Raw genomic sequence first — 23545 nt, forward strand, 5'->3', positions numbered from 1 at the left:
GAATATTACATTTAAAACAATAATATTTATAAGTATTTTAACGATTTTTTATCAATTTATGGTGCAATTATTGTACCCAGTTTTAAAATCCAACCACTTAAAATAATTACTATGATAACAATTATTCCAGAAGCTCCGGAAAATGTTGCAGCATTCAGTGCAACCGGAGATGTGACGAAAGAAGATTTTGAAAACCTTGTCATTCCTCATGTAAAAGAAAAGGTAGATCAGTTTGGCGAGCTGAATTACTTACTGTATTTGGATACTGATCTGGATAATTTTACCATGGGTGCATGGCTTCAAGACGCATTTTTAGGATTAAAAAATCTTACAAAATGGAACCGTACAGCTATTGTTACAGACAAAGAGGGGGTACAGAATTTCACGGAAATTTTCAGTGTTCTGATGCCGGGAGAATTTAAATCTTTCCCTAAAGAAAACTTATATAATGCACTTTACTGGTGTAAGAACGGTAATGAAGTAGAAGTTTAGCATTATTGATAAAGAAAAAGAGGCTTTGTTCAGCTGCTGAACAAAGCCTCTTTTGTATATATACAGTTGATCTAAATCTGTAAAATGCTTTATTTACACATTTTTTGATGTGAATCTTAAGTAATTTTAATGAAACTTAATCTCAGTTAATATTTACTTTTCACAAGGCACACATTCTATCACTGTTTCATCATTAGGAGCTTCTTTACCATACAGATATCTGTATCTCAAGCTTATTAGCAGACCAATGAATGTCATTCCAACTCCTACTAACGAAGGATATTTGAAGGAAAACCCATATTCCAAAGGAATTCCACCCAGAAATGCTCCCATCGCATTGGCAATATTAAACGCAGCCTGCATAAATGCCGCAGCCATCATTTCACTTTTTGGAGCCGCTTTCATCATCATGATATTAATAGGTGCGGCAACGGACATCGACAGTGCTCCGCAGATGAATGTCAGTACTAATGCTATATTCTGGTTATCTGCAAAGAAAAATACCCCTCCCAAAGAAATCATCATCAGAAAGATCAGTAATGCACATGTTTTTTCAGGCCCGAGCCTGTCGGAAATAAATCCTCCGGCAAGGTTTCCAACAACCATTCCGGCACCGGCAAGGATCATCACATACGCCATCTGATTGCTTTGGATTCCCGCCACTATCGTCATTAAAGGAGTAATATAACTGAGCCATGTGAAAAGCCCTCCAAATCCAATCGCTGTAATTCCTAAAACCAGCCATGATTGCTTATTTTTAAGAAATTTCAATTCTTCCAGAAAGTGGGTATCCTGATTGGATTCTATGGCAGGAAGCCATAATTTCAGGAATAATATGGCAAAAAGGCCTATTAATGCTACAATTGCAAAATACAGTTTCCAATGGTAAACATGTCCGATATAAGTGACCAGCGGAACCATAATCAAATTTGCTACTGTAAGCCCTGTAAACATTAAGGATATATAAAATGCCTCCTTCCCTTTCCCTGCCATACGGGATGCTACTACCGTTCCTACTCCGAAGAACGCACCATGAGGAAGTCCAGACATAAATCTAATGATCAGCATACTCGTATAATCAGGAGCCACCGCGGAAAGTCCGTTAAATAATGTGAAAAGGATCATTAAAACCATCAGCACTTTTTTAGGCGGAAATTTCACGGAATACCCAATCAGGATCGGAGCCCCAATCACCACTCCCATCGCATAGGCCGAGATGAGGTGCCCTGCTTCGGGAATGGTAATTTTTAAGGTGTTGGCAATATCAGGGAGCAGTCCCATTACGGTAAATTCCGTAGTCCCTATCCCCAGGCCGCCTATGGCTAACGGTATTATTCTTTTATCAATCTTCATTGTCAGTAAACTTCTTTTTCGAATTAATTTTAAATGATTTTTTCTGAAAAATAAAAACAGCTTGCCATCTTTACTTTGAAAGTGCAAAATTCGCAAGAAATATCGGCTTTCACTTCTCTTGAAATGATAAAAATTTGCTCCATATTAACCTTTTTACGTAAATTTAAAATCAGAATCAATCAAATAAGAACAAGATGAAAATCCAGAAAGAAGTCATAGAATTTGAAAGCGGGAAGTCTTTTAAGCTTTTTTCACCGTCTTTAAAGAACTGTTTTTTCTGGCACCATCACCCGGAAATAGAACTTGTTTATGTAGAAGCTATTAATGGGATCCGCCATGTGGGACGAGATATTTCTGTTTTTACAGAAAGCGATCTGCTTCTGATAGGGTCCAATGTCCCTCATCTTAATTTTGATTATGGTATCCAGACGGAATGCAGACAATTGGTGCTTCAGATGAGAGAGAATTTTCTTCAGGATATCATTGTTCACGTTCCTGAGTTTGATACCATTAAGAAACTTCTGGAAAAGTCTTATTTAGGGCTTTCATTTTCCGGAGAAACAAAAAAAAAGGTTGTCGAAAAACTTCATGAGATCAAAGATAAAAACTCTTTTGATTCACTCATAAGACTGATTGAAATTCTGCAAATCCTTGCTGACTCAGATGAAGTAAAAGAACTGAATAAGGAAGATACCAGGATAAAATGGTTTCTTAATGACAAGATCAGAATGGGAACTATCTACGATTACATCCACGGAAATTATGATAAAAAACCGAATGTCAACGAAATTGCAAAGATTGTAGGCCTTAGCACTCCTGCTTTCTGCCGTTATTTTAAAAAGCAGACGAATATGACGTTCACGGATTTTGTTAATAATTACAGGATCAATCAGGCTAAGATATTTCTGCTAAAGGATTATTCAGTAACAGAGGTTTGTTTCCAGGTAGGTTTTGAGAGCCTGTCCTATTTTAATAAGCTTTTCAAGCAGCATACAGGTGAAACACCGTCAGAATTCAGGAAAAAGCATTTGAAGAATATCGAGGTGAGAAACTAATATGCGTTTCATATTTAATATTTTATTCACACTGATTGCACGAATAGCACAGATTTTTTTGTGCTGAAATTTTAATATTTTAATTAGAAAGATAAAAAAACCGCCTCATTTCTGAAGCGGTTATATTTTTAATGAATATGTTTTTCAGCATGGTAGGAACTTCTTACCAATGGTGAGCTTTCCACATGTCTGAAGCCTAAGCTTCTTGCAAAATCTCCAAGTTCATCAAACTCTTCCGGTGTAATGAATTTTTTTACCGGCAGATGTTTTTTAGTAGGCTGAAGATACTGACCAAGCGTAATGACATCTACGTTGGCATTTCTGATATCCTCAATGGTCTGAAAAACTTCATCTTTAGTCTCACCCAAACCAAGCATTACACCTGTTTTTGTTCTTCTCTGGCCAGCTTCTTTTAAGTATCTCAATACTTCTAAGCTTCTCTCATATTTAGCCTGAATCCTAACTTCTCTTGTCAGGCGTTTTACAGTTTCCATATTGTGAGAGATCACTTCAGGAGCTACATCTACCAGCCTGTCAATATGTTTGGTAAGCCCCTGGAAGTCCGGAATAAGTGTTTCCATGGTGGTTCCTGGAGAAATTCTTCTTACCGCATTTACCGTTTCAGCCCAAAGAATAGAACCCATGTCTTTCAGATCATCACGGTCTACAGAGGTAAGAACAGCATGCTTGATCTTCATTAATTTAATAGAACGTGCCACTTTTTCTGGCTCATCCCAATTAACATCAAGCGGCTTTCCTGTTTTTACACCACAGAATCCGCAGCTTCTTGTACAGATATTTCCTAAGATCATGAACGTTGCCGTTCCTTCTCCCCAGCATTCTCCCATATTCGGACAGCTTCCGCTCTGGCATATGGTATTTAATTTATATTTGTCGACCAAAGTCCTAAGCTCTCTGTAATTCTTTCCGGTAGGAAGTTTTACGCGGATCCACTTTGGTTTTTGAACGGTAGTATCTTGAACTAAATTTTCCATCTCTAAAATTGAAGCTCAAAGTTAAGGAATTTTTAATGGAAACCATCTACTGGAAATATTGATGGAACAGATAATTCAAAATATAATTGTAATTTTAAACACCAAATTTAAGCCATGAAAAAGATCCTATTTACTCTATCCGTTATTATCAGTACGTTTTGCTTTGCTCAGAAAGAACTTCAGCCTGCCGGCTCAGAGATTATTGAAACTGTGGAAGGCGATCTGGACGGTGATAAAATTCCTGAAAGAGTGGTTATTTATACAACAGCAGATGAAGGTGAATTGGGTAAGATCCGTGAAATCCAGATTCAGAAAAAAAGTGGCGGAACATGGATGATCCTGAGTAAATCAAGAAATGCCATTCTTGAAAGTGCCGGTGGAGGAATGATGGGTGATCCCTACCAGGGAACAACTATTGAAAAGGGAATCCTGAATATCACCCAGGCAGGCGGAAGCAGCTGGAAATGGGACTACACAGACAAATACAGATTTCAGAACGGGCATTTTGAACTGATTGGCCATTCTTCAACATATGGAAGACCGGGAGATTATTGGACAGATATAGACTTTAATCTTTCCACAGGGCAGCTCAATTATAAAAAAGAGGTTGAAAATACTGCTGAATATGGTAAATCCAAACAGGAAACCTATATTAAAAAAGGATTGAAAATAGATCTGCAGAACAGGAATCAAAAGGAACCAAGGAAAATTATTCTTCCTAAAACAAAGGAGGAAGTTTATTTGTAAAGATTAAGATTTGAGCTTCAATTTAAGTTTGAAGAGCCAATCCCTTACTAATTATCATCAAATTCATTATTTTTCAGCAGCTCAGCAAGAACTTTCTTGGCGCGCATCACCCTTACTTTGGTATTGGCAACGGAAATTCCGAGCTCTTCTGCAATTTCTTTGATGCTTTTTTCTTCGAAGAATCTTAGTTTGATAATGTCCTGGTAATTGGCATCCAGCGACTCAATGGTCTTGATGATTTTTTTCTGCTCTTCATTGGAGATCATCAGCTCTTCCGGAGATTTTGCAAACTGATTTTTAACCTCATCAAGATTTTCGGTAGGATCCTGGTTTTCACGGCTTCTTTTTCTCCAGAAATCGATGACTGTATTCTGGGCAATCGTTAATATCCAAGTTTTAAACTGAAAATGAGGATCATACATATCCAGCTTCGACAGCACTTTGGAAAAAACATTCACCGTAATCTCATCTGCATCATTTTCATCTTTCACTTTTTTCATAACAAAAGAAAAAACATCCACCCAAAATACATTGATGAGTCTTGTCTGGGCCTTCTGGTCCTTCTCTTTTGCCTTTTGAATAAGCAGAAATAGCTGTTCGTCGTTCATTATTAACAAATATAATTTTTTTAAGTGAAAGCACAAAGGTGCAGACAGGCCTTTTTATCCTTGAATTTTTTTACGTTCTGACATCTATTCTCTATACTCCTGAATTTACTATCTTTGCATCGTAAAATTTTAAAGAAAATTATAGATGAATTCCTTTATAGAAGAACTAAAATGGCGTGGTCTTTTTGCCGATATGATGCCAGGAACCGATGAACAACTGAATAAAGAGGTAACTACTGCATATATTGGTTTCGACCCGACTGCTGATTCTTTGCATATCGGAAGCCTTATCCAGATCAAAATTTTAGCACATTTCCAGCAGCACGGACACAAACCAATCGCTTTGGTGGGTGGTGCTACAGGAATGATCGGAGATCCTTCAGGGAAATCTGCAGAGAGAAACCTGCTGGATGAAGCCACTCTTCTTCATTATGTGGACTGTTTAAAGAACCAGCTTTCAAGATTTTTAGATTTTGACGGCAATGGTCCCACTAAAGCGGAATTAGTCAACAATTACGACTGGATGAAGAATATTTCTTTCCTTGATTTTGCTAAAAACGTAGGAAAGAACATCACCGTTAATTATATGATGGCGAAGGACTCTGTAAAGAAAAGATTTTCAGGAGATGGCGGAGCAGACGGCATGAGTTTTACTGAATTCACTTACCAGCTTATCCAGGGATATGACTTCCTTCATCTGTACCAAAATAATAATGTGAAGCTTCAGATGGGAGGTTCTGACCAGTGGGGAAACATCACAACAGGTACTGAACTCATCCGAAGAAAAGCCCAGGGAGAAGCGTTTGCATTAACGGTCCCTTTAATTACTAAGGCTGACGGTTCTAAATTCGGGAAGTCTGAAAGCGGAGAAAATTATTGGCTGGACAAAAAGAAAACATCACCATACAAATTCTACCAGTTCTGGTTGAATGCTACGGATGAAGATGCAGAAAGATTTATTAAATTCTACACATTCATTGGAAGGGAAGAAATTGAAGCTTTAATTGAAGAACATAAAACAGTTCCTCACGAAAGAAAACTTCAAAAGAGACTAGCTGAAGAAGTAACGGTATGGGTACACGGAAGAGATGAGTATGAAAAAGCGGTTAAAGCTTCAGAAATTCTTTTCGGACGTTCTACAGCTGAAGACCTTGTAAGTCTTGACGAGGAAACGTTCCTGGAGGTTTTTGATGGTGTTCCGCAAAAAGAAATTGCAAAAGCTGATGTTCTGGGAATGAGTATTGTTGATCTTCTTTCAGAGAAATCAGGATTCTTAAAGTCTAAAAGTGAGGCTCAAAGAGAGATCAAAGGGAATGCAATTTCTGTAAACAAAGAAAAGGTAAATGATACTTATACAGCCAATGAAGGCGATCTTATCGACGGTAAGTTCTTACTGCTTCAAAAAGGTAAGAAAAGTTACTTTATTGTGAAAGTACAGTAAAAATCTTTAAATAATATTTAAAAAGAGCGGCTTTGGAACCAAAGCCGCTCTTTTTAATACAAAATTTTCAATCTGAAAAGGTTACTTCATCTTTGAAAACAAATAAAGATAAAAATTATTAAAGCCTTACTGTATATAAATAATCATTTAATTGAATGAATACTGCTTTGTAAAATCGGCCCCGTTGGTCGTTAAATTAATGTTTTCATTAACTACTGTTGTGCCGTTCTTTTCTATTTTATACGTTCCTGTAATAGAAGAATTGAAGTTGACAACCTGAATTGAAGCTGACAAGGCTGCAATAGGGGAATTGGTCTCAATAATATAGGTTTGGGTAGAACCGGCAAAACTATTGTCGTTTAATCCTACAGCTGTTTGTCCGTTTTGAACAGTCCCATTAATTTTCCATATGGAACTGTTATTTTGATGATCACTTCCTGAAGCAACTACCGAAACATAATCATCGGTAGAATTTACCCCATTCAAAGTAACAGTTATTTTATAATTGGCGCCCTCACTTACAGCTCCTCCTCCTGCATCACCATCGTCATCATCTTTGCTGCATGAAGATACAAAGCCCAAAAGAAGCGCTGTCATTAAAAAAGCAACTGCATTTCTGAGTGTTCCGTGTAAACTGATTTTTTTCATAATTCTCATATTATTAATTTATAAACTAATTCTTATCTGCATTTTATTTCTATATTTTTTCATCAAATTTTGCAATGTTTTTATTTTTTTATTTCACCCATTCCACTCTTCAAAGTTTATTCGGATGTGTATTACAAAACTACCCTGTATGCCCGGAAGGAACAATACATAGAAAACAGTATTTAGATCTACCTATTTTTAGGTATTTCACACTTATCACCCAATAGCTACTTTAAAAAAATGAAGTACATTACAGACACATATTGTTTTTTTTAATAAATTCATAAAATATTTATAATATAAATCATGATTACACAAAAAGCATGAAAAAAGAATTACTCGTATTATTAATCTCGTTTTTCGGCATACTCAATATTGAGGCACAATCTCTTTATTTTTATTCTCTGGAGAAAAAGAATAATAATTTTGATAGTTTGGTCCTGGCTGCCAATAATGAAACTGTTGATACGGTAAAAGCCATTAAGTCCTATCAGATTGCCGCAACTTATTTTACCAAACAGGATATTGAAAATTATCAAAAATACCTGAAACAAGGCCTGGAAAATTCGTATAACAGTCCTGTGTACAGGGATATAGGGCTTTATTATCAGTCCATTATAAACTATGCAAAGCCCGATGCCGTCAATCTTCTTGAAAAAGATTTCACAAACATAGAATCACTTCTGAAAAAATATAACAGTAATGAAGCCAAAAAAATAAGGATCATCATGTTTCAGAATAAAGCATTATTCAAGATGATTCAGAATAAGGAAGTAGAGTCTATGAACATCATCACGAATAAAGCAATCCCGCTAGCCAAATCCCTGAAAGATTATGAGCTTACAGGGGCTTTATACAAAAGTATAGGCATCTTGTTCTATAACTCAAAGGACTATCCCAAAGCAATAGAATATATGAACTTAGCTGAAAATTCTATCAATAAACTGAAAAGACAAACAGCACAGTCCAAAGCTATTAAGGGAGAAGTTGTTTTGTTTAAGGCAGATGCTCTGATGAGAGAAAACAAAATGTCTCAGGCAAATGCAGAATTAGAGAAAACCTATGCCATCATAAAAGACTATCCGGAATCCAATTTTTATTCACTCTATTACTGCACTTTAGGGTATTACCACATGAAGCAAAAAAATTATCCGGAGGCGGTAAAGCTTTTTGCCAAAGGATTAAGCAATGCCGAAAAATATAAAAATACAGTTATTGCAGAAAGAATAAAGCTGTTTGAAGGACAGCTTAACAATGAACTGAAAAACTATAGCAAATCCAATAAGATTTTTAAAGAAGTTTATGCCAGTACTCCCTATCAGAAAAACAAGCAAGAGGTTTTAAAAGAACTTTCCAAAAACTACATCGCACTAAAAGATACCACTAAAGCCAACCTGTATGCTGAACGATATATAAATTCCTTTGACAGTCTCAATACTGTTTCTATTCATAAAAATATTGCTGTTCTTGAAGCAAAATACAGAAAATCTGAAAGGGATAAAGAATTAGTACAAAAGCAGCTGGAGATCAGCAAAAAAAACAAATACATGTGGATTCTGGGACTTGCTTCCCTGTTATCAGCAGGCTTTATTATTTTAGGTTTTTTAAATTTCAAAAAGAATAAAAAAATTTCGGAACAGCGCGAAGTAAATCTTCAGCAGGAAATAAAAGAAATTCAGCAAAGGGAAGAACTAGCCCTTACAAAAGCTATTTTGGAAGGAGAAGAAAGAGAAAGAGCCCGTATTGCCAAAGATCTTCATGACGGCCTCGGCGGAATGCTCGCCGGAGTTAAAATAAATTTTTCAACATGGTCTTCAACCCATCTTGAAGCAGACCGGCATAAAGATTTCTACAAAATTTTAAACCAACTGGATAATTCAGTTACCGAACTGAGGCATGTGGCCAGAAACCTGATGCCGGAATCCCTTTTGAGCTTCGGGCTGGAAACCGCCCTTAAAGATCTATGCGAGTTCTACATCCGAAAAGATCTTAAGGTAGATTTTCAGCCTATTAACATTAGCAAAAATACTCCTTTATCCATACAGCTTAATATTTACAGAATTGCGCAGGAATTATTGGCCAACTCCGTTAAACATTCGGGAGCTACCAATATACTGCTGCAATGCTCACAATCTGATGAGAACTTCATGATCACCGTAGAAGATAACGGAAAAGGATTTAAAGAAGAAGATTACAGGAAATCTCAAAGTATGGGCCTTCATAATCTTAAGAACAGAGTAGATTATCTTAAAGGCAAAATGGAGATCAATTCGGATGATGAAGGAACAACTATTAATATTGAATTAAATACCCATGCAGTCTCATAAAATAAATATTGTCATTGTAGATGACCACCCTATTGTCATCGAAGGGTTAAAAATGATGCTCAACAGCCAGCTTGGGTTCACTGTTTCCGGAAGTTTTACTTCGGGCTCGGAGATCATTGATTTTATTATGAACCATAGGGTGGATATTATCCTTTTGGATATTACCCTGCCCGATGCCAACGGTACAGAACTTTGCAGGGAAATAAAAAAAATATCGCCGGATACTTCAGTAATCATGTTCAGTAACCGTTCTGAAAGAAGTATTATCATGCAGTCTATACAAAACGGTGCCAGCGGCTATATTCTTAAAAACACGTCTATAAATGAGCTAGTGGTATGTATTGAGGGGGCCTATTCCGGAAATATCGTTTTCTGCAATGAGACTAAGCAAATTATCAGCAAACCTTCCCAAAATGATTTACTGGTTCCCAGACTGACGAAAAGAGAAAAACAGATTTTACAAATGGTAGCTGAAGGTAAAACCAGCATGATCATTGCAGATGAACTTTTTCTGAGCCCGCTTACCGTAGATACTCACCGTAAAAATTTGTTACAGAAGTTCCAGGCAAAAAATTCTACCGAGCTCATCAGCCTTGCTATTCAACAAAATATGATTGAAAACAGTAAATAAAAAAAACCGCTTAAAAAGCGGTTTCTATTTATATAATAAGTAAATATCTTACAATTCTAAGAAGCTGTAATCAATGGAAGCTACCATAGGCCCTGCTCCTACTTTTTTATCGGTTTTTACGATTTCGCCATCTATCCAAAGATTTACAACCAATTCTGAATCAGCATCCGGAAGATCGGCTTTGGCATCAAGATTTAACTGTGCCTGGCTGGAATTCACAAAAAATTCACCACTAGTCCAAACAGTTCCTACAGGATCGAAAATATCGGTTTTAGATGTTCCTACCTGTGTTACGATAGCTTTAATAACTCCTCCGGTAGTTGTTTTCACTTCAAACTGGACAACATGATCTTTGAATTCTTCGTCGTCGTCATCCTTTTTACAAGAATTCACTACAGTAATTACCGAAAATAATAAAACGAATAAAAAAGAAAGTCTAAGTAAACTTTTTGATTTGTAAAATTGCTTCATTTCTCCAAATAGATTTTTAATGTTTCAAATATAAGTTTTTTATTAATATAAAAATAACTTTTATGAAAAATTTCCAATAAAGTTTTCTAAATAATATCAAATCAATAAAAAGCACAATTACAGTAGCAGCCTATATTTGAGTGTGTATTGAACTCAGTTATTAAGTGTAAAACCCGGACCTAAGTTTTGAATTTACAATATGAATTATTAATTATATTTGCTGTATGAATTTAGATTATATAGTAAGAGAACCGGAACATATCACCCAAAATACTACCGTCCTTTTCATGCTTCATGGCTATGGCAGTAATGAGCAGGATCTTTTCAGCTTCAGGGAAACTCTTCCCGCCGACTGGCTTATTGTAAGTTTCAGGGCCCCCAGAGATACCCAGTTTGAAGGATATTCCTGGTTTGACATTGATTTCAACAATCCTGAAAACTTTATTGACATTTCCCAGGCTAAGGAATCCTTAGACGGAGCACTCGAAAGTATATTGAAAATTATCAATCATTATGGAATAACCGAAGGCAAGGTGCATTTATGCGGTTTCAGCCAGGGCGGAATGCTTTGTTATGCCTTAGCTTTAAAGCATCCCGATCTGTTCAATTATGTGGCATGTTTAAGCAGCTATCCTGAGGATAAGCTTCTGGATGGTATCGTAAAAGACAAAAAGAAGCTGGAAAGACTCCGTTTCTTTGTATCACACGGAACAGATGATGCTGTTATCCCGATGGAATGGGGAAGAAAAGCGGCAGATCTTCTTTATGACCTCAGCTGTTATTTTACGTTCAGAGAGTATATGAGCGGGCATGGTGTGAATCAGAAGAACTATATGGATCTGATGGATTTCTTCTCAAAATAACATCAGCCTATTTAAAATAATTTTTCAATCAATCTTACTGCTTCATTGCAGTTTATACAAACATTCCTGTTTTTGGAGTGTTTTTTTATTGATATTAAGGATAATTTCAGTAAATTCAGTAAATGAAACTTAAGCTTTTTTTACTGGCATTATTCTTCAGCATTTTTATAGATGCACAAAATTCTTTTGAGCTGGTGAACGTCAAAAAAGCGGTCATTCCTTTCAAACTTATCAATAATCTTATCTTCATTCCCATCAATGTTAACGGTGCTGAGCTTACCTTTATGCTTGATACCGGAATTGCAGAAACCATTCTTTTCAGCCTGGACAATAAAGAGATCAAGCTGGAGAATATTGAGAAAATCAAATTTTCAGGGCTTGGAGGAAATGTAAGTATAGACGGTTTTAAATCCGCCCGTAATATTGCAAAAATAGGTGATCATATTATTAATTCTTCCATGCTTTTGTTTATTGTCATTGATGAAGAATTTAATATTTCATCTCATATAGGAATTCCAGTGAATGGGGTTATCGGGTATCATTTTTTCAAAAATCATCCTATTTCGATTGATTATACCTCAAAAAAGATAACAGTCTACCAGGATGCCAGTGCATTCAAAAAAAAAGTCCGAAAGTTTGATATACTTCCCATAAGTATTGAAAAGGACAAACCCTACATTAATGCTGATGTAGAAATGACCCGGGAAAAGAAAAGCTCAAAACTGCTGATTGATCTCGGTAACAGTGATGCCATTTGGCTCTTTCCTACCCTTATCAAAGATTTTGTGTACAACAGACCCAATATTGATGATTATCTGGGCCGCGGGTTCAATGGAGACATTTATGGTAAAAGAAGCCGTATTCATAATTTTTATCTCGGGGATTTTAAATTTGAAAAGCCACTTACAGCAATGCCTGATGAATATTCTATCCAGCATGTCAATCTGGTAAAAGATAGAAAAGGATCTGTAGGGGGCGAAATAATGCGCAGATTTTCTGTCGTTTTCGATTATAAAGATGAGAAACTATACCTGAAAAAAAACAGAAACTTTGATGATCCTTTTCATTTTAATATGAGCGGGCTGGACTTTAAGCAGGACGGGCTGGAATGGCAGGAAGACCGGGTGAAAATAGAACCTAAAAAATTATCGGAAACAAACAGTGAGACTACCGTAATCAATAATTTTCAATATAAATTTACATTGAAACCTATCTTTTCCGTTGCAGGGGTCAGGAAAGATTCTCCGGCATTTATAGCAGGACTGAAAAAAGATGACCGCGTCATCACCATCAACGGAAGCCGGACTTCCGACATGACCATGGAAAAGATCATAGGGCTGATGAAATCTGATGAAGGAAGAAATATCACAATGGTGATCCAGAGAAAGAATAAGGAAATGACCTTTAATTTTGTATTAGAAGATCCTATACCCTATCAAGATTAAAATATGAAAACCGAAGAAAGCACAATAGATAAAATAAGAACCCGCCCAAGGTTCAAGATGTTTACGCATCTTACTAAAGAAGAGTACGAGGAAAACCTGAAAAAATACCTTGCAGACCATAAGGATGAATTTTCCGGAAATATAAATAAGGAGGTAGCGACGATCTACGTGAAAACTGAATATGACAATTACTGGAAACCAAGGCTGTCTTTACGGATAGAAATTGAAGAAGATGAAACTGCCATACGGGGAGTATTCGGCCCCAGCTCTGCTGTGTGGACTTTTTTTATGTTCCTTTATTTTTCCTTTTCTATTCTCTGGATGACTTTTTTTACGATGTATTATGTGGAAAATCAGATAAAAAGCGCTGAGTTCCCGTGGGCCCTGAGCGCTTCATTTGTTATGCTGTTCTGTATCTTTCTTACCTATGCAGCGGCCAGATTCGGACAGTACAAAGGCAGAGAAGAGATGCTTAAGCTGAGAAGGTTTGCCGAAGAATCTACGTCACAGTTTGAAAAGAAAATCAGTTAGCAGGAACTTCCGCAGGTTTTTCATCCTGGATTGGAACTGCCATAGCTTTAGCTGCTTTAATAGAATCTGATACCTTTTCCCTGTTGTCCTGTTCCTTGATCATTTTATCAATATGAGGCTCCAAAAGCTTGGTCATTTCTTCCACTGAAATATTATTTGCATTAGGATCATCCAAAAGTTTTCTCCATGGTTTTCTTCCACCCCATTTGTAATCTCCGAATACCATAACAGGCGTTCCTTTTGCTTTGGTTGTAGCACCTCCGGGGTTCAGAATCCAGGTATCTGCGTAAGAATACAGCCACTGTGCATCTTTCATCAATAAACGCAAGCATGAATGTGAAGCCGGATAACCGGGAAGATCATACTGATGCCATCCAATCCCTCCGATATTATGAATATTAAAATTATAAGGAAGCTTCCACTCGCTGCTTACCGTTGAAATCGAAAGCTTCTTTTTCCAGTTGGCAAAAGTAAGTCCGCGTGTGGTCTGCGCAGCTTTTTTTCCCATACTTGTTGGGCCCCATTTAACAAGGCTGCCATTGGAATAAACTCCGTAAGCCTGTATAGGATAGGAAAAGATCACGAATTTTTTCACCCCGCTCAATAGATCAAGCTGCATTGGAAAAGGTGAATATTCCATAAGCGTTGTGTCTATTTTTGCAGGAACTACCAAGGTATCGGCATTCCATTTATTTTTAGAATCAAGCCTGTTTAATGCCAAAATTGCATAACGTTCCTTCTCACTATATTTTTTGCTGAATTCTGCATAGATGGAATCTCTTAGCTTTTTATCTTTGGGAAGGACAAGAGCATTATAAAAACCGTTTTCCTGCATTGCCGGCGGTACAGATTCTTTTTCCACAACAGAATCTTTCTTAATGGAATCTTTTTCTACAGCAGAAACTTCTGAAGAAGAAACTGTATCTTTAAAAGTATCACTTATTTTTTCAATTTCTTTCTTACATGAAATCAGCATTGCAGCACAAAAAAGAGCATATAAAAATGATTTTTTCACAAATATGTTTTTCATAAATAAAACAGGTCATTTAGTTTGGTTACCCATTGCAAATATCAGACCTTAATTTGAATTCCAAAAGACATTATAATAAATACCGTAAAAAAACGGTATAAGAAAACTTTTCTTCCAGACAGTAGCCTATAGATTTTATGCTACTAATTTCTATCTGACAAATCAATTTCAAATAAACTGAGTTCAGCGTTATGATAACGCCCAGGAAGACCGTCAGTATTTCCAAGCTTGACCAAGCCAAGAAAATCAAATCCACATTTCTTATAATAATTAATCAGTGGAGTATTTTCACCAACAGTATCCATCCTTATGAACTGCTTGTGGTTTTGCTTCGAATATGTTTTTGCCCAGCTTACAATTTCAGCAACCAAGTTTTGACCTCTAAATTCAGGACTGGTAGCGATCCAGTGAATATATATTGCAGGATCTGCATTTTAGTCTGAAAATCTCTTCAATATCCTGATAATTACTGTTCTCTATGATCATATTTTGAATTGATAGGTTATTTAACAAAAATAGAGATAAAAAATAAGTCTTTCGATGTCTGCACCCCTTGAATACTGTATTGTAGGAAAATATTAGATTCGAATCTGTTTTTTCTTAATTTTGCCCCATGATTTTTTTTATTATCGAAGACGTACTTAGATGTTTTACCCTACGGGAAAAAATAATAAAACACTGGCATACGGCAACGAATATTTAATTTTTCTTAGGCATCTTATAGACAGGGGAGCTACAGCTCAAAAGTCTTTGGATTTATTATCAACTACAAATAACAGAATCTTATGAAAAAAATAGGCCTGGTAGGCGGAATAAGCTGGGTATCTACCTTGGATTATTATAAATTCATTAATGAGGGAGTCAATGCCAGATTGGGAGGTCTGAATGCCGCTGAATGCATGATATATTCTTTAAATTTCGGAGACATCCAGGCAAAAGGATGGGTCAATTCCTTTGAGTTATTACTGAAAGCCTGTGAACATCTTAAAAACACTGGAGCCGACAGCATTGTTTTATGTGCAAATACAGCTCACCTATTTGCAGATGAGCTTCAAGATACCATACAACTGCCAATCCTCCATATTGGGACAGAAACAGCAAAAGCAATATGTAAAGCCCGGTTTAAGAAAGTCGGACTGCTTGGAACAAAATTCACCATGGAAATGGACTTTTATAAAAATAAGCTTCGGGAATACGGACTTGAAGCACTGGTTCCGGAACAACAGGAAACGAGAGATTATATTCAGCATACTGTCAAAGAAGAACTGGGAGTAGGATTTATTAATCCTGAAACTAAAACCAATTATATCTCCATTGTGGAAGATCTTATCAGCCATGGTGCAGAATGTATTATTCTGGGTTGCACGGAAATCCCGTTGTTAATTAGTCAGGATGATTTTAAAATCCCTGTTTTTGATACTACGAAAATACATTGTGAAGCTATTGTGGAATATATTGTTTCTCAGTAGAATTTTTTTCTTATGTCTATAAAATTTATGCAAACAAAACCCCCTTCAAATATTTGAAGGGGGTTTGAAAGATCTTGCGATCCGGACGGGACTCGAACCCGCGACCTCCGCCGTGACAGGGCGGCATTCTAACCAGCTGAACTACCGGATCAATTTTTTTTAAAAGAAATTGACAAAACTTCTGCGATCCGGACGGGACTCGAACCCGCGACCTCCGCCGTGACAGGGCGGCATTCTAACCAGCTGAACTACCGGATCTAATTTTTTTAAAAGTAAATTATAAAACTTTTGCGATCCGGACGGGACTCGAACCCGCGACCTCCGCCGTGACAGGGCGGCATTCTAACCAGCTGAACTACCGGATCATTTTCTGTTATTGTAAAGAACGTTGTTTCTTTTTTGTGATTGCAAAATTACACCTTTTTTCATTCCCTGCAAATTATTTGTAAAAAAAAAGCCTCCCAAAACTGGAAGGCATTCATTATCAAAGTTATTTTTTTACAAGTGTGCGCTTAATTTTTCAGCGATTACTTCTTTTGGAGTTACGCCTACTAATTTATCAACCACTTCGCCGTTCTTAAAAATCAGAACTGTAGGGATATTTCGGATGCCATACTGCATAGAAATTTCCTGGTTGTTGTCTACATCAACTTTTCCTACCACTGCTTTTCCTTCAAAATCTGATGCTACTTCTTCGATGATTGGTCCTAAAGTTCTGCATGGTCCGCACCATACTGCCCAGAAGTCTACCAATACCGGCTTATCTGATTTTAAAACCGTGTCCTGAAATGAGCTGTCCGTAATTTCTAAAGCCATTTTGTTTCTTTTATTTAAATTAATATTATATTTCTATTTCTATCCTTAATTGGATATTCAAAATTACGATATTTAAGCAATAAGACTATCTATGCTCAACATTTGTTTTTTCTATAGCAAAATCTTTTGAAATTTCTTCCAAAGCTGTTGCCAAAGCATCTATCTCTGCTTTCGTCGTCATATGGCTGAATGAAATACGTAATGGCGTACAATGATCCATTTCATCCTCTGTAAGAACCATCATCATTACCATGGAAGGCTTTGATGCTCCTGAAGAACAGGCACTGCCCTGGGAAATTGCAATTCCTTTCATATCAAGCTGGAGCCCGATCAAAGGATTTTTATAAGGAAGTAAAGCACTTAAAACTGTATAAAGACTGTTTTCCTTCTCTGCACTTCTTCCATTGAATTTGATATCCGGAACCACAGCAGAAAGCCTTTCTATCGCATAGTCTTTGATCTCCTGCATATGGTTGCTATATTCTTCCATATGGTTCAGAGAAAGCTCCAATGCTTTACCAAGGCCTACGATACCGCTTACATTCTCTGTTCCTGCTCTCAGGCTTCTTTCCTGGGGCCCTCCTGTGATAATTCCCTTCATTCCGGTTGCTTTTCTGATAAAAGCAAAACCTACTCCTTTCGGGCCATGGAATTTGTGGGCGCTGCATGAGGCAAAATCCACCAGAATATCTGAAAAGTCCAGATTCATATGTGCCATCGTCTGTACCGTATCTGAATGGAAAAGGGCATTATTCGCTTTACAAAGCTCAGCGATTTTTTTGATATCTATAATATTTCCAATCTCATTATTGGCATGCATTAAGCTTACCAGAGTCTTTTTATCTGAAGCTTTTAACAGCTCTTCCAGTTTATTAAGATCGATATCCCCTTTTTCATCAGGACGGATGTAGTTTACCTCTACTCCCTTTCTGCCCTTCATATCCAGAATACTTTCCGAAACACATTTGTGTTCCAGCGGCGAACTGATGATCCTTTCAACTCCCATGTGTTCTACACTGGATTTAATGATCATATTGTTTGATTCCGTACCACACGAAGTAAAGATAATTTCTGCAGGTGTTACATGAAGATATTCTGCAACCTGCCTTCTCACGTTTTCGATAAGGATTTTTGCTTCCTGCCCAAAACTGTGGGTAGAAGAAGGGTTTCCAAAATTCATTTTCATAGTGCCAACCATGGCATCTATGACTTCTTCTGAAAGAGGAGTTGTGGCCGCGTTATCTAAATATATTTTGTTCATTTTTATTTTGAATATTTTAATTCTACTGAGGTAAATTGATAATCTGAAGGAACAGCGAAAATAAACCATGGGTTTGAAAGCATCTGAATTTCCATTCCACCTGACGCTGTTTCAGGAACCTCCACATAAAGGATATTATTTTTCACAGAGGTACTTTTTATCGTACCAACAGTATGGCTTCCCGATCTGAAGCTTCCCATATTATACAGAACCACCTTTTTGTTTTTGGGAAATTTCGGATAGTTTATGGAAGGTTCTTTGCCCAACTCAACAAAACCGAAACTTCCTTTGATGACATCACGGAATTCCTGTTCATCCTTAATTATCTTAAATCCAGGTTTGTCCGTGCCTCCCTGCGACTCGGAAACAAGCAGTTCAGTACTTTCCTGCATATCTGATGATTTTTGAGACGGCGTTGCTGCACAGCTCATAATGATTGCAGTACATAAAATAAGCAGCCTTTTCATTTTTTACATTTTTACCATCCAAAATTAGTGAAAAAATTGGTAATGACCTTCATTTGCCCATTTCAGCATCTGGCGGTCTCCGGAAGTATCTCCAAAAGCTATTATTTTATCGTATTTAGAGTCGTGAATTTCGGCTTTTATTCTCAGAAGCTTTTCTTTTCCGTTGCAGTTTTTCCCAATGAAATTGCCCGTAAAAATGCCGTTTTTAAACTCAGCACGAGTGGATACAAGCTCCATTTTCAGTTCTTCGGCAAAAGGTTTCACCCATATATCCAGAGAAGCAGTTACCAATAAGCTCTGTGTATTATTCCTATCGATATTTTTTATAAAGTCAAGAGCATTTTCTCTTACAATCTTTGGATAATGCTCCTCAAAAAACTGTCTGGACTTCATTTCGATCTTTTCCTGTGTCTGTCCTTTCAGAATAGATCCTATAAAACTTTTCTTTACTTTTTCAGTCTCGGCAAGCTTCAGTTTCAACAGGATAAAAAGAGGAACATGTCTTAAAAATTGTATCCGGAATTTGGTAGAATCATAGAATTTAAGATACATAAACATAGTATCCTTATAGGTCAGGGTTCCGTCAAAATCAAAACAATACAATTTTTTCATTTTTTACTAAAGCTTTAATTTTTTGAATATAAATTCAGGTATATTCCTGATAATCATCATAATAATACTCCATACCGGCAAAACATATGCCACATTCTTCTGTTTTTTGAATGCTTTATAAATGCAGTCCGCAGCTTGTCTTGGTGTCGCCGTTAATTTAGGATTCAAAGGCAGTCCTTCTGTCATTTTTGTAGCCATAAACCCCGGTTTTATGGTAAGAACATGTACTTTTTTATCAAAAATATAGTTACGGAGTCCACTAAGATACGCTGTAAAAGCCGCTTTTGCACTTCCATAGATGAAATTACTCTGTCTCCCACGGTCTCCTGCTACTGACGACAGTCCGATGATGGTTCCTGATCTTCTGCTTTCAAACTTCTGTGCAAAGTAATTTATAACGGGAACCAGCTTTGAATAATTGATATTAATGATCCTTTCCGTATTCCTGTTATCATAAAGCCCCTCTTCGGTTCCCTCTCCCAGATATCCTACGGCACAAAATAATACATTTGAACTGACATGATCAAATGTATTATAATCAATCTCTTTCATCAGATCAATTTCAACCACTTCAGACTGCTGTAGAAACTTTACATCAATATGTCTCGCGAATCTTTCAGTGGTTTCTTTATTTGAAGTGAAAAGATATATTTTTTCAAACTTTTCTCCTTCCTGCAGGGCTTTTTCAACAAAAGCCTGTGCCACCTCAGATGTACTTCCCAGAACTATCATTATGAATTGTTGTTTATGATTCGTTTGTGCTGTAAAGACACAAATTTTGAACTTTGAATATTTTTAAGGTAATTTGTGAGTGAAGATCTGCTCATGCTGTCTTTCGTAAGATAAATTCTTCCTCCGAACTGCTGCACGATGTCATCTAATTTCTCAACAAGCTTTTTCAGCTTTGAATTAACCTTAAAATCGAGGGCTAGCGTATAACCTTCAACAGGAAATGAATTATAAGCCTGAGGATTATTTTTTCCAAAGAGCTTTAAAACAGCCAGAAACGATCCGTTCCCACTTGCTGCAATGGTCTCAAGAATCTGTTTCATTCCTTCTTTTCCCGTTTCCTTCGGGATAACCATCTGATACTGGATAAAGCCTGCTTTTCCGTAGATCTTATTCCAGTCATTGATTGCATCCAAAGGATAGAAAAAGGTTTCATAATCAATGAATGATTTAACTTCTTTTTTTGCCTGTTTTTTATAATACAGGAGATTGAAGATCTTCACTGTTAATGCATTTAGCACAAAGCCCGGAAAATAAAAAGGAATGGTAGGTTGAAGTTTTTTCTTCAGTCTTAGTGGCTGTTTTGCCAGATTTTGTGGAAGCTCATGTTGAAAGGCATGTTCACCTCTCATTAAAATGCTTCTTCCTAAATTTTTGCCTTTCTGAAGACAGTCGATCCAGGCTACTGTATACGTCCAGTTTTCGCTTTCTTCAAAGAGCCTGAAAATTTCGTCCAGATTCTCTGCTTTTATGCTTTCCTGGCGGATGTAAGCAGTTTCTATATTTTTAAGTTTAAACTTTACGGTAAGAATGATTCCGGTAAGCCCCATGCCTCCAATGGTAGCCCAAAATTTATCTGAATTTTCTTCCCTGGAGCATGTAATGATGTTTCCGTTTTCCGTCATCAACTTAAATTCGGTGACATATTCTGAAAAACAGCCTTCTGCATGGTGGTTTTTACCATGAATATCTGAAGCAATAGCTCCTCCCACTGTAATAAATTTTGTTCCGGGAGTTACATAAAGAAAATAGCCCTGCGGCACTGAAATTTCAAGTACATCTGAAAGTAATACTCCGGATTCACATTCTATAATACCGTTGAGACGGTCAAAACTGATAAATTTATTTAACTTTTTTGTTGAGAATATGGTTTCTCCCAGGGACGCATCACCATAGCATCTTCCATTCCCTCTTGCAATAATTTCGTTATGATTGAGTACAAATTCCTTTATTTTCTTGAAGCTGTCCTCAGATCTTATTTCTTTTTCTACCACCGGGAAATTGCCCCAGTTTGTAACTTTTTGTATGAAATTCGGCTTCATTTTTTAAAATAAATCTGGATTAAGAATGCGGCTACCCAAAGTATTAAAGTTATCTGGATATATCTGTCTCTGTACACAATTTTCGTGGGAGATTCTGTCCTGTTATACACTAATGTCTGCTGAAGATATCTTAAAAAAGCAAAGACTACAAATATGACAGTATAAAAGACCCTCTCATGAAATCGTGCCTGAACTTCAGGCGAAAGGGTAAACATGAGATAGCAGACAATGGCTAATGTAACCGAAATGGATAGCGCAATATCTGCAAACTGCACATTATATCCGTCCAGTGCTTTCCTTGTTTTTCCCGAAACCTGTGCATTAATGAGCTCTCCTCGTCTTTTTCCAATCGCTAAAACCAATGCCAGCACAAAAGTCAGTAAAATGGCCCATTGGGAAATACCTATTTCTGTAATATAGCCCCCAGCTAAAACCCTCAGCACAAAACCTACAGCAATAATAAAAATATCTATAATCGGAACATGCTTAAGTTTAAAGGTATAGGCAAGATTGACTGCAATATAAAGTCCGATCACTGTGGCGAATGGCCATAAGGATTCTTGAAAATAAAACTGGGCAAGAAGTACAAGGGCAACGTCAGCAATAATCAGCCCTGTAAGAATTCCCAAAGCTCTGGATTTTGAAATTATTCCGCTGGCAAGAGGCCGTCTTCTCTTTTCAGGATGCTTTCTGTCCGCCTCAATATCATTATAGTCATTCAGGATGTAAACAACACTTGCTGCAAGGGAAAAAATGATAAATGCAAAGATACTTTTACTAAGCAGGTCTAGATTTGTAATGTTTCCAGAAAAAAACAGAGGAACGAAAACAAACAGGTTTTTGACCCATTGCTCTACACGGAGGAGTTTAAGATATTTCTTCATTTATGCTATTTCGGTTGCAAAAATAGTGAATTCAAAGTTTAACACCATAAAAATACAAAAAAAACCGCCGAGGCGGTCTTTTACGAAAATATTTATATAATTAAATTAATTACTGCCCTTGCTTGGCTTCATTAATCATTTTTTCATTAGCGGTAATAGCAAATTCCACTCTTCTGTTTTTAGCTCTTCCTTCATCTGTATCATTAGTAGCTACAGGCATAGCTTCCCCTTCACCTTTTGTGAACATTCTGCTGGAAGCAATTCCTTTTCCGGACAGATAAGCTTTTACAGCGTCTGCTCTTCTTTGAGAAAGAGATAGGTTGTAAGCATCTGCACCTTTGCTGTCTGTATGACCGTAAATATTGATATTGGTATCCGGGTTATCCACAAGAACTGTAGCCAGTTTATCAAGGTTAGTCTGAGCAATAGAAGTTAAATTGGAAGAGTCAAAAGCAAAGTTTACAATGCTTTCATTCATGGTAATTTTGATACCGTCTCCTACTCTTTCTACTTCAGCTCCAGGTAAAGTTTCCTTAATCTGCTTAGCTTGCTTGTCCATTTTGTTACCAATAACATTACCGGCAACACCACCGATAATACCTCCCAATACTGCTCCTAATGCTGAGTTTTTACCACTTCCAACATTATTCCCCAAAATACCTCCGATCACCGCTCCTGATGCAACACCTACTGCTGTACCTCTTTGCTGATGGTTAGAATTCTGAACAGCTTCACAGCTTGTTAGTAATAATGCTGACGATAAGAAAAGAGCTCCTATATATGTTTTATTAAATTTCATTTTTTAATCTTTTATATTGATAATTATTTAATTCCTGTTCTCTGGAAGTTGTAAACAACCTGTACTGTACTTCCGTCGAAAGGAACATTCTGTACAAGTGAAAACTGATCTGTAGACTGGTTAGTAATCGTTAAAGAGTATCCTACAGTATTTTCCTTAGCTTTAGTTCCCTCAGCGATTTTTTTAAACAAGAAAGTATTGCCATCTTTTACTTCAAATTTAATTGGACGTGTAAGGCTTGGGCAAGCTCCACCTCCGTTTAAAGTATAGGCACCGGTGTAATTATTTGGAATCAATCTCCAATGACTTCCTACAAAACACTGTGCATCTGCACCTTCATCAAAAGGCTTGATTTTAAACCCTTTTTCATAATCTACACTCACAATCTGCCAGTCGCCTTTTAACTTTAAATATTCGGCTCTCTGGTTTTGTGACGTTTCTGCTTTTTTCACTGAGGAACAAGACACTGCAAAAAGTGATGTTCCTATCATCCCTGCAAGTAGTAACTTTTTCATTTTGTTGTTTATTATTTTGTTATTATAAAGTTAC

26 protein-coding genes and 3 tRNA genes are annotated in these 23545 nt (G+C 36.8%); 10 read left to right on the forward strand and 19 right to left on the reverse strand.

Annotated elements, in window-relative coordinates:
• The first annotated feature begins 111 nt into the window (after positions 1 to 111).
• Complete coding sequence (locus J2T03_RS07815; protein WP_306844349.1) at positions 112 to 492, forward strand: STAS/SEC14 domain-containing protein; 381 nt, start codon at positions 112 to 114, stop codon at positions 490 to 492.
• Between the two features lie 153 nt (positions 493 to 645).
• Here J2T03_RS07815 and J2T03_RS07820 read toward each other — a convergent pair whose 3' ends face one another.
• Complete coding sequence (locus J2T03_RS07820; protein ID WP_307210472.1) at positions 646 to 1845, reverse strand: MFS transporter; 1200 nt, start codon at positions 1843 to 1845, stop codon at positions 646 to 648.
• A gap of 194 nt (positions 1846 to 2039) precedes the next feature.
• Here J2T03_RS07820 and J2T03_RS07825 point away from each other — a divergent pair, with 194 nt between their 5' ends.
• Positions 2040 to 2900 carry an AraC family transcriptional regulator gene (locus J2T03_RS07825; RefSeq protein WP_307210475.1) on the forward strand — a complete coding sequence of 287 codons (861 nt, stop codon included), beginning with the start codon at positions 2040 to 2042 and terminating at the stop codon, positions 2898 to 2900.
• Between the two features lie 128 nt (positions 2901 to 3028).
• On the opposite strand, the gene lipA is transcribed toward J2T03_RS07825, so the two are convergent.
• Positions 3029 to 3895, reverse strand: coding sequence for a lipoyl synthase (gene lipA / locus J2T03_RS07830; RefSeq protein ID WP_306844343.1), 867 nt, complete (start codon positions 3893 to 3895; stop codon positions 3029 to 3031).
• Between the two features lie 114 nt (positions 3896 to 4009).
• Between lipA and J2T03_RS07835 the strand changes: the two genes are divergently transcribed.
• On the forward strand, positions 4010 to 4642 hold the full coding sequence (locus J2T03_RS07835) for a hypothetical protein (RefSeq protein WP_306844341.1): 633 nt from the start codon (positions 4010 to 4012) through the stop codon (positions 4640 to 4642).
• Between the two features lie 47 nt (positions 4643 to 4689).
• Here the strand turns inward: J2T03_RS07835 and J2T03_RS07840 are convergent, their stop codons facing one another.
• Positions 4690 to 5250, reverse strand: a complete 561-nt coding sequence (locus J2T03_RS07840) for an RNA polymerase sigma factor (protein ID WP_306844339.1) — start codon at positions 5248 to 5250, stop codon at positions 4690 to 4692.
• 145 nt (positions 5251 to 5395) lie between these two features.
• Here J2T03_RS07840 and tyrS point away from each other — a divergent pair, with 145 nt between their 5' ends.
• Entirely contained in the window at positions 5396 to 6691 is a 1296-nt protein-coding gene (tyrS, locus tag J2T03_RS07845; protein WP_307210477.1) for a tyrosine--tRNA ligase, read from the forward strand.
• A gap of 147 nt (positions 6692 to 6838) precedes the next feature.
• On the opposite strand, the gene J2T03_RS07850 is transcribed toward tyrS, so the two are convergent.
• Positions 6839 to 7339 carry a hypothetical protein gene (locus J2T03_RS07850; protein WP_307210480.1) on the reverse strand — a complete coding sequence of 167 codons (501 nt, stop codon included), beginning with the start codon at positions 7337 to 7339 and terminating at the stop codon, positions 6839 to 6841.
• Between the two features lie 323 nt (positions 7340 to 7662).
• Here J2T03_RS07850 and J2T03_RS07855 point away from each other — a divergent pair, with 323 nt between their 5' ends.
• Positions 7663 to 9666: an ATP-binding protein gene (locus tag J2T03_RS07855; protein ID WP_307210484.1), complete on the forward strand. Its 2004-nt coding sequence runs from the start codon at positions 7663 to 7665 to the stop codon at positions 9664 to 9666.
• Entirely contained in the window at positions 9653 to 10297 is a 645-nt protein-coding gene (locus J2T03_RS07860) for a response regulator transcription factor (RefSeq protein ID WP_307210486.1), read from the forward strand. Before J2T03_RS07855 ends, J2T03_RS07860 begins: the two co-directional genes overlap by 14 nt.
• 48 nt (positions 10298 to 10345) lie before the next feature.
• Here the strand turns inward: J2T03_RS07860 and J2T03_RS07865 are convergent, their stop codons facing one another.
• Positions 10346 to 10768, reverse strand: a complete 423-nt coding sequence (locus J2T03_RS07865; protein WP_306844330.1) for a hypothetical protein — start codon at positions 10766 to 10768, stop codon at positions 10346 to 10348.
• A 224-nt stretch (positions 10769 to 10992) separates the two neighbouring features.
• Here J2T03_RS07865 and J2T03_RS07870 point away from each other — a divergent pair, with 224 nt between their 5' ends.
• The 3 genes from J2T03_RS07870 to J2T03_RS07880 all read left to right on the forward strand — a co-directional run bounded on the left by J2T03_RS07870 (position 10993) and on the right by J2T03_RS07880 (position 13607).
• The gene (locus tag J2T03_RS07870) at positions 10993 to 11631 is read left to right on the forward strand and encodes an alpha/beta hydrolase (protein ID WP_307210488.1); all 639 of its coding nucleotides are present in this window, start codon (positions 10993 to 10995) and stop codon (positions 11629 to 11631) included.
• Between the two features lie 122 nt (positions 11632 to 11753).
• Positions 11754 to 13076 carry a PDZ domain-containing protein gene (locus J2T03_RS07875; protein ID WP_307210491.1) on the forward strand — a complete coding sequence of 441 codons (1323 nt, stop codon included), beginning with the start codon at positions 11754 to 11756 and terminating at the stop codon, positions 13074 to 13076.
• A 3-nt stretch (positions 13077 to 13079) separates the two neighbouring features.
• Positions 13080 to 13607, forward strand: coding sequence for a hypothetical protein (locus J2T03_RS07880; protein WP_307210493.1), 528 nt, complete (start codon positions 13080 to 13082; stop codon positions 13605 to 13607).
• Here the strand turns inward: J2T03_RS07880 and J2T03_RS07885 are convergent.
• The gene (locus J2T03_RS07885) at positions 13600 to 14637 is read right to left on the reverse strand and encodes a L,D-transpeptidase (protein ID WP_306844323.1); all 1038 of its coding nucleotides are present in this window, start codon (positions 14635 to 14637) and stop codon (positions 13600 to 13602) included. The genes J2T03_RS07880 and J2T03_RS07885 overlap by 8 nt on opposite strands.
• A 143-nt stretch (positions 14638 to 14780) precedes the next feature.
• Positions 14781 to 15056 (reverse strand): GNAT family N-acetyltransferase, encoded by a 276-nt coding sequence (locus tag J2T03_RS07890; RefSeq protein WP_373426903.1) that lies wholly within the window; start codon positions 15054 to 15056, stop codon positions 14781 to 14783.
• Between the two features lie 366 nt (positions 15057 to 15422).
• Between J2T03_RS07890 and J2T03_RS07895 the strand changes: the two genes are divergently transcribed.
• Entirely contained in the window at positions 15423 to 16106 is a 684-nt protein-coding gene (locus tag J2T03_RS07895) for an aspartate/glutamate racemase family protein (protein ID WP_307210499.1), read from the forward strand.
• Between the two features lie 77 nt (positions 16107 to 16183).
• Here the strand turns inward: J2T03_RS07895 and J2T03_RS07900 are convergent.
• The 12 genes from J2T03_RS07900 to J2T03_RS07955 form a co-directional block, all read right to left on the reverse strand.
• Positions 16184 to 16257 (reverse strand) — tRNA-Asp (locus J2T03_RS07900).
• A 33-nt stretch (positions 16258 to 16290) separates the two neighbouring features.
• A tRNA-Asp gene (locus tag J2T03_RS07905) sits at positions 16291 to 16364 on the reverse strand.
• A 33-nt stretch (positions 16365 to 16397) separates the two neighbouring features.
• A tRNA-Asp gene (locus J2T03_RS07910) sits at positions 16398 to 16471 on the reverse strand.
• 133 nt (positions 16472 to 16604) lie between these two features.
• A complete protein-coding gene (gene trxA, locus J2T03_RS07915; RefSeq protein WP_047099031.1) occupies positions 16605 to 16922 on the reverse strand; it encodes a thioredoxin in 318 nt (105 codons plus the stop codon).
• An 85-nt stretch (positions 16923 to 17007) separates the two neighbouring features.
• Complete coding sequence (locus tag J2T03_RS07920; protein ID WP_307210502.1) at positions 17008 to 18183, reverse strand: cysteine desulfurase family protein; 1176 nt, start codon at positions 18181 to 18183, stop codon at positions 17008 to 17010.
• A gap of 2 nt (positions 18184 to 18185) precedes the next feature.
• Positions 18186 to 18650, reverse strand: coding sequence for a hypothetical protein (locus J2T03_RS07925; RefSeq protein WP_306844313.1), 465 nt, complete (start codon positions 18648 to 18650; stop codon positions 18186 to 18188).
• Positions 18651 to 18674: 24 nt separating this feature from the next.
• A complete protein-coding gene (locus J2T03_RS07930; protein WP_306844311.1) occupies positions 18675 to 19262 on the reverse strand; it encodes an HAD family hydrolase in 588 nt (195 codons plus the stop codon).
• 6 nt (positions 19263 to 19268) lie between these two features.
• The gene (locus J2T03_RS07935; RefSeq protein WP_307210505.1) at positions 19269 to 19994 is read right to left on the reverse strand and encodes an SDR family NAD(P)-dependent oxidoreductase; all 726 of its coding nucleotides are present in this window, start codon (positions 19992 to 19994) and stop codon (positions 19269 to 19271) included.
• A complete protein-coding gene (locus J2T03_RS07940; protein ID WP_307210508.1) occupies positions 19994 to 21313 on the reverse strand; it encodes an FAD-binding oxidoreductase in 1320 nt (439 codons plus the stop codon). The genes J2T03_RS07935 and J2T03_RS07940 overlap by 1 nt, the downstream gene beginning before the upstream one ends.
• Positions 21310 to 22197: a decaprenyl-phosphate phosphoribosyltransferase gene (locus J2T03_RS07945; protein WP_306844306.1), complete on the reverse strand. Its 888-nt coding sequence runs from the start codon at positions 22195 to 22197 to the stop codon at positions 21310 to 21312. Before J2T03_RS07945 ends, J2T03_RS07940 begins: the two co-directional genes overlap by 4 nt.
• A gap of 109 nt (positions 22198 to 22306) precedes the next feature.
• Positions 22307 to 22996, reverse strand: coding sequence for an OmpA family protein (locus J2T03_RS07950; RefSeq protein ID WP_306844305.1), 690 nt, complete (start codon positions 22994 to 22996; stop codon positions 22307 to 22309).
• Between the two features lie 23 nt (positions 22997 to 23019).
• Positions 23020 to 23511 carry a lipocalin family protein gene (locus tag J2T03_RS07955; protein WP_306844304.1) on the reverse strand — a complete coding sequence of 164 codons (492 nt, stop codon included), beginning with the start codon at positions 23509 to 23511 and terminating at the stop codon, positions 23020 to 23022.
• Between the last annotated feature and the right edge of the window lie 34 nt (positions 23512 to 23545).

The sequence above is a fragment of the Chryseobacterium lathyri genome (assembly GCF_030812195.1).
In the GTDB taxonomy this organism is placed as follows: Bacteria; Bacteroidota; Bacteroidia; order Flavobacteriales; family Weeksellaceae; genus Chryseobacterium; species Chryseobacterium lathyri_A.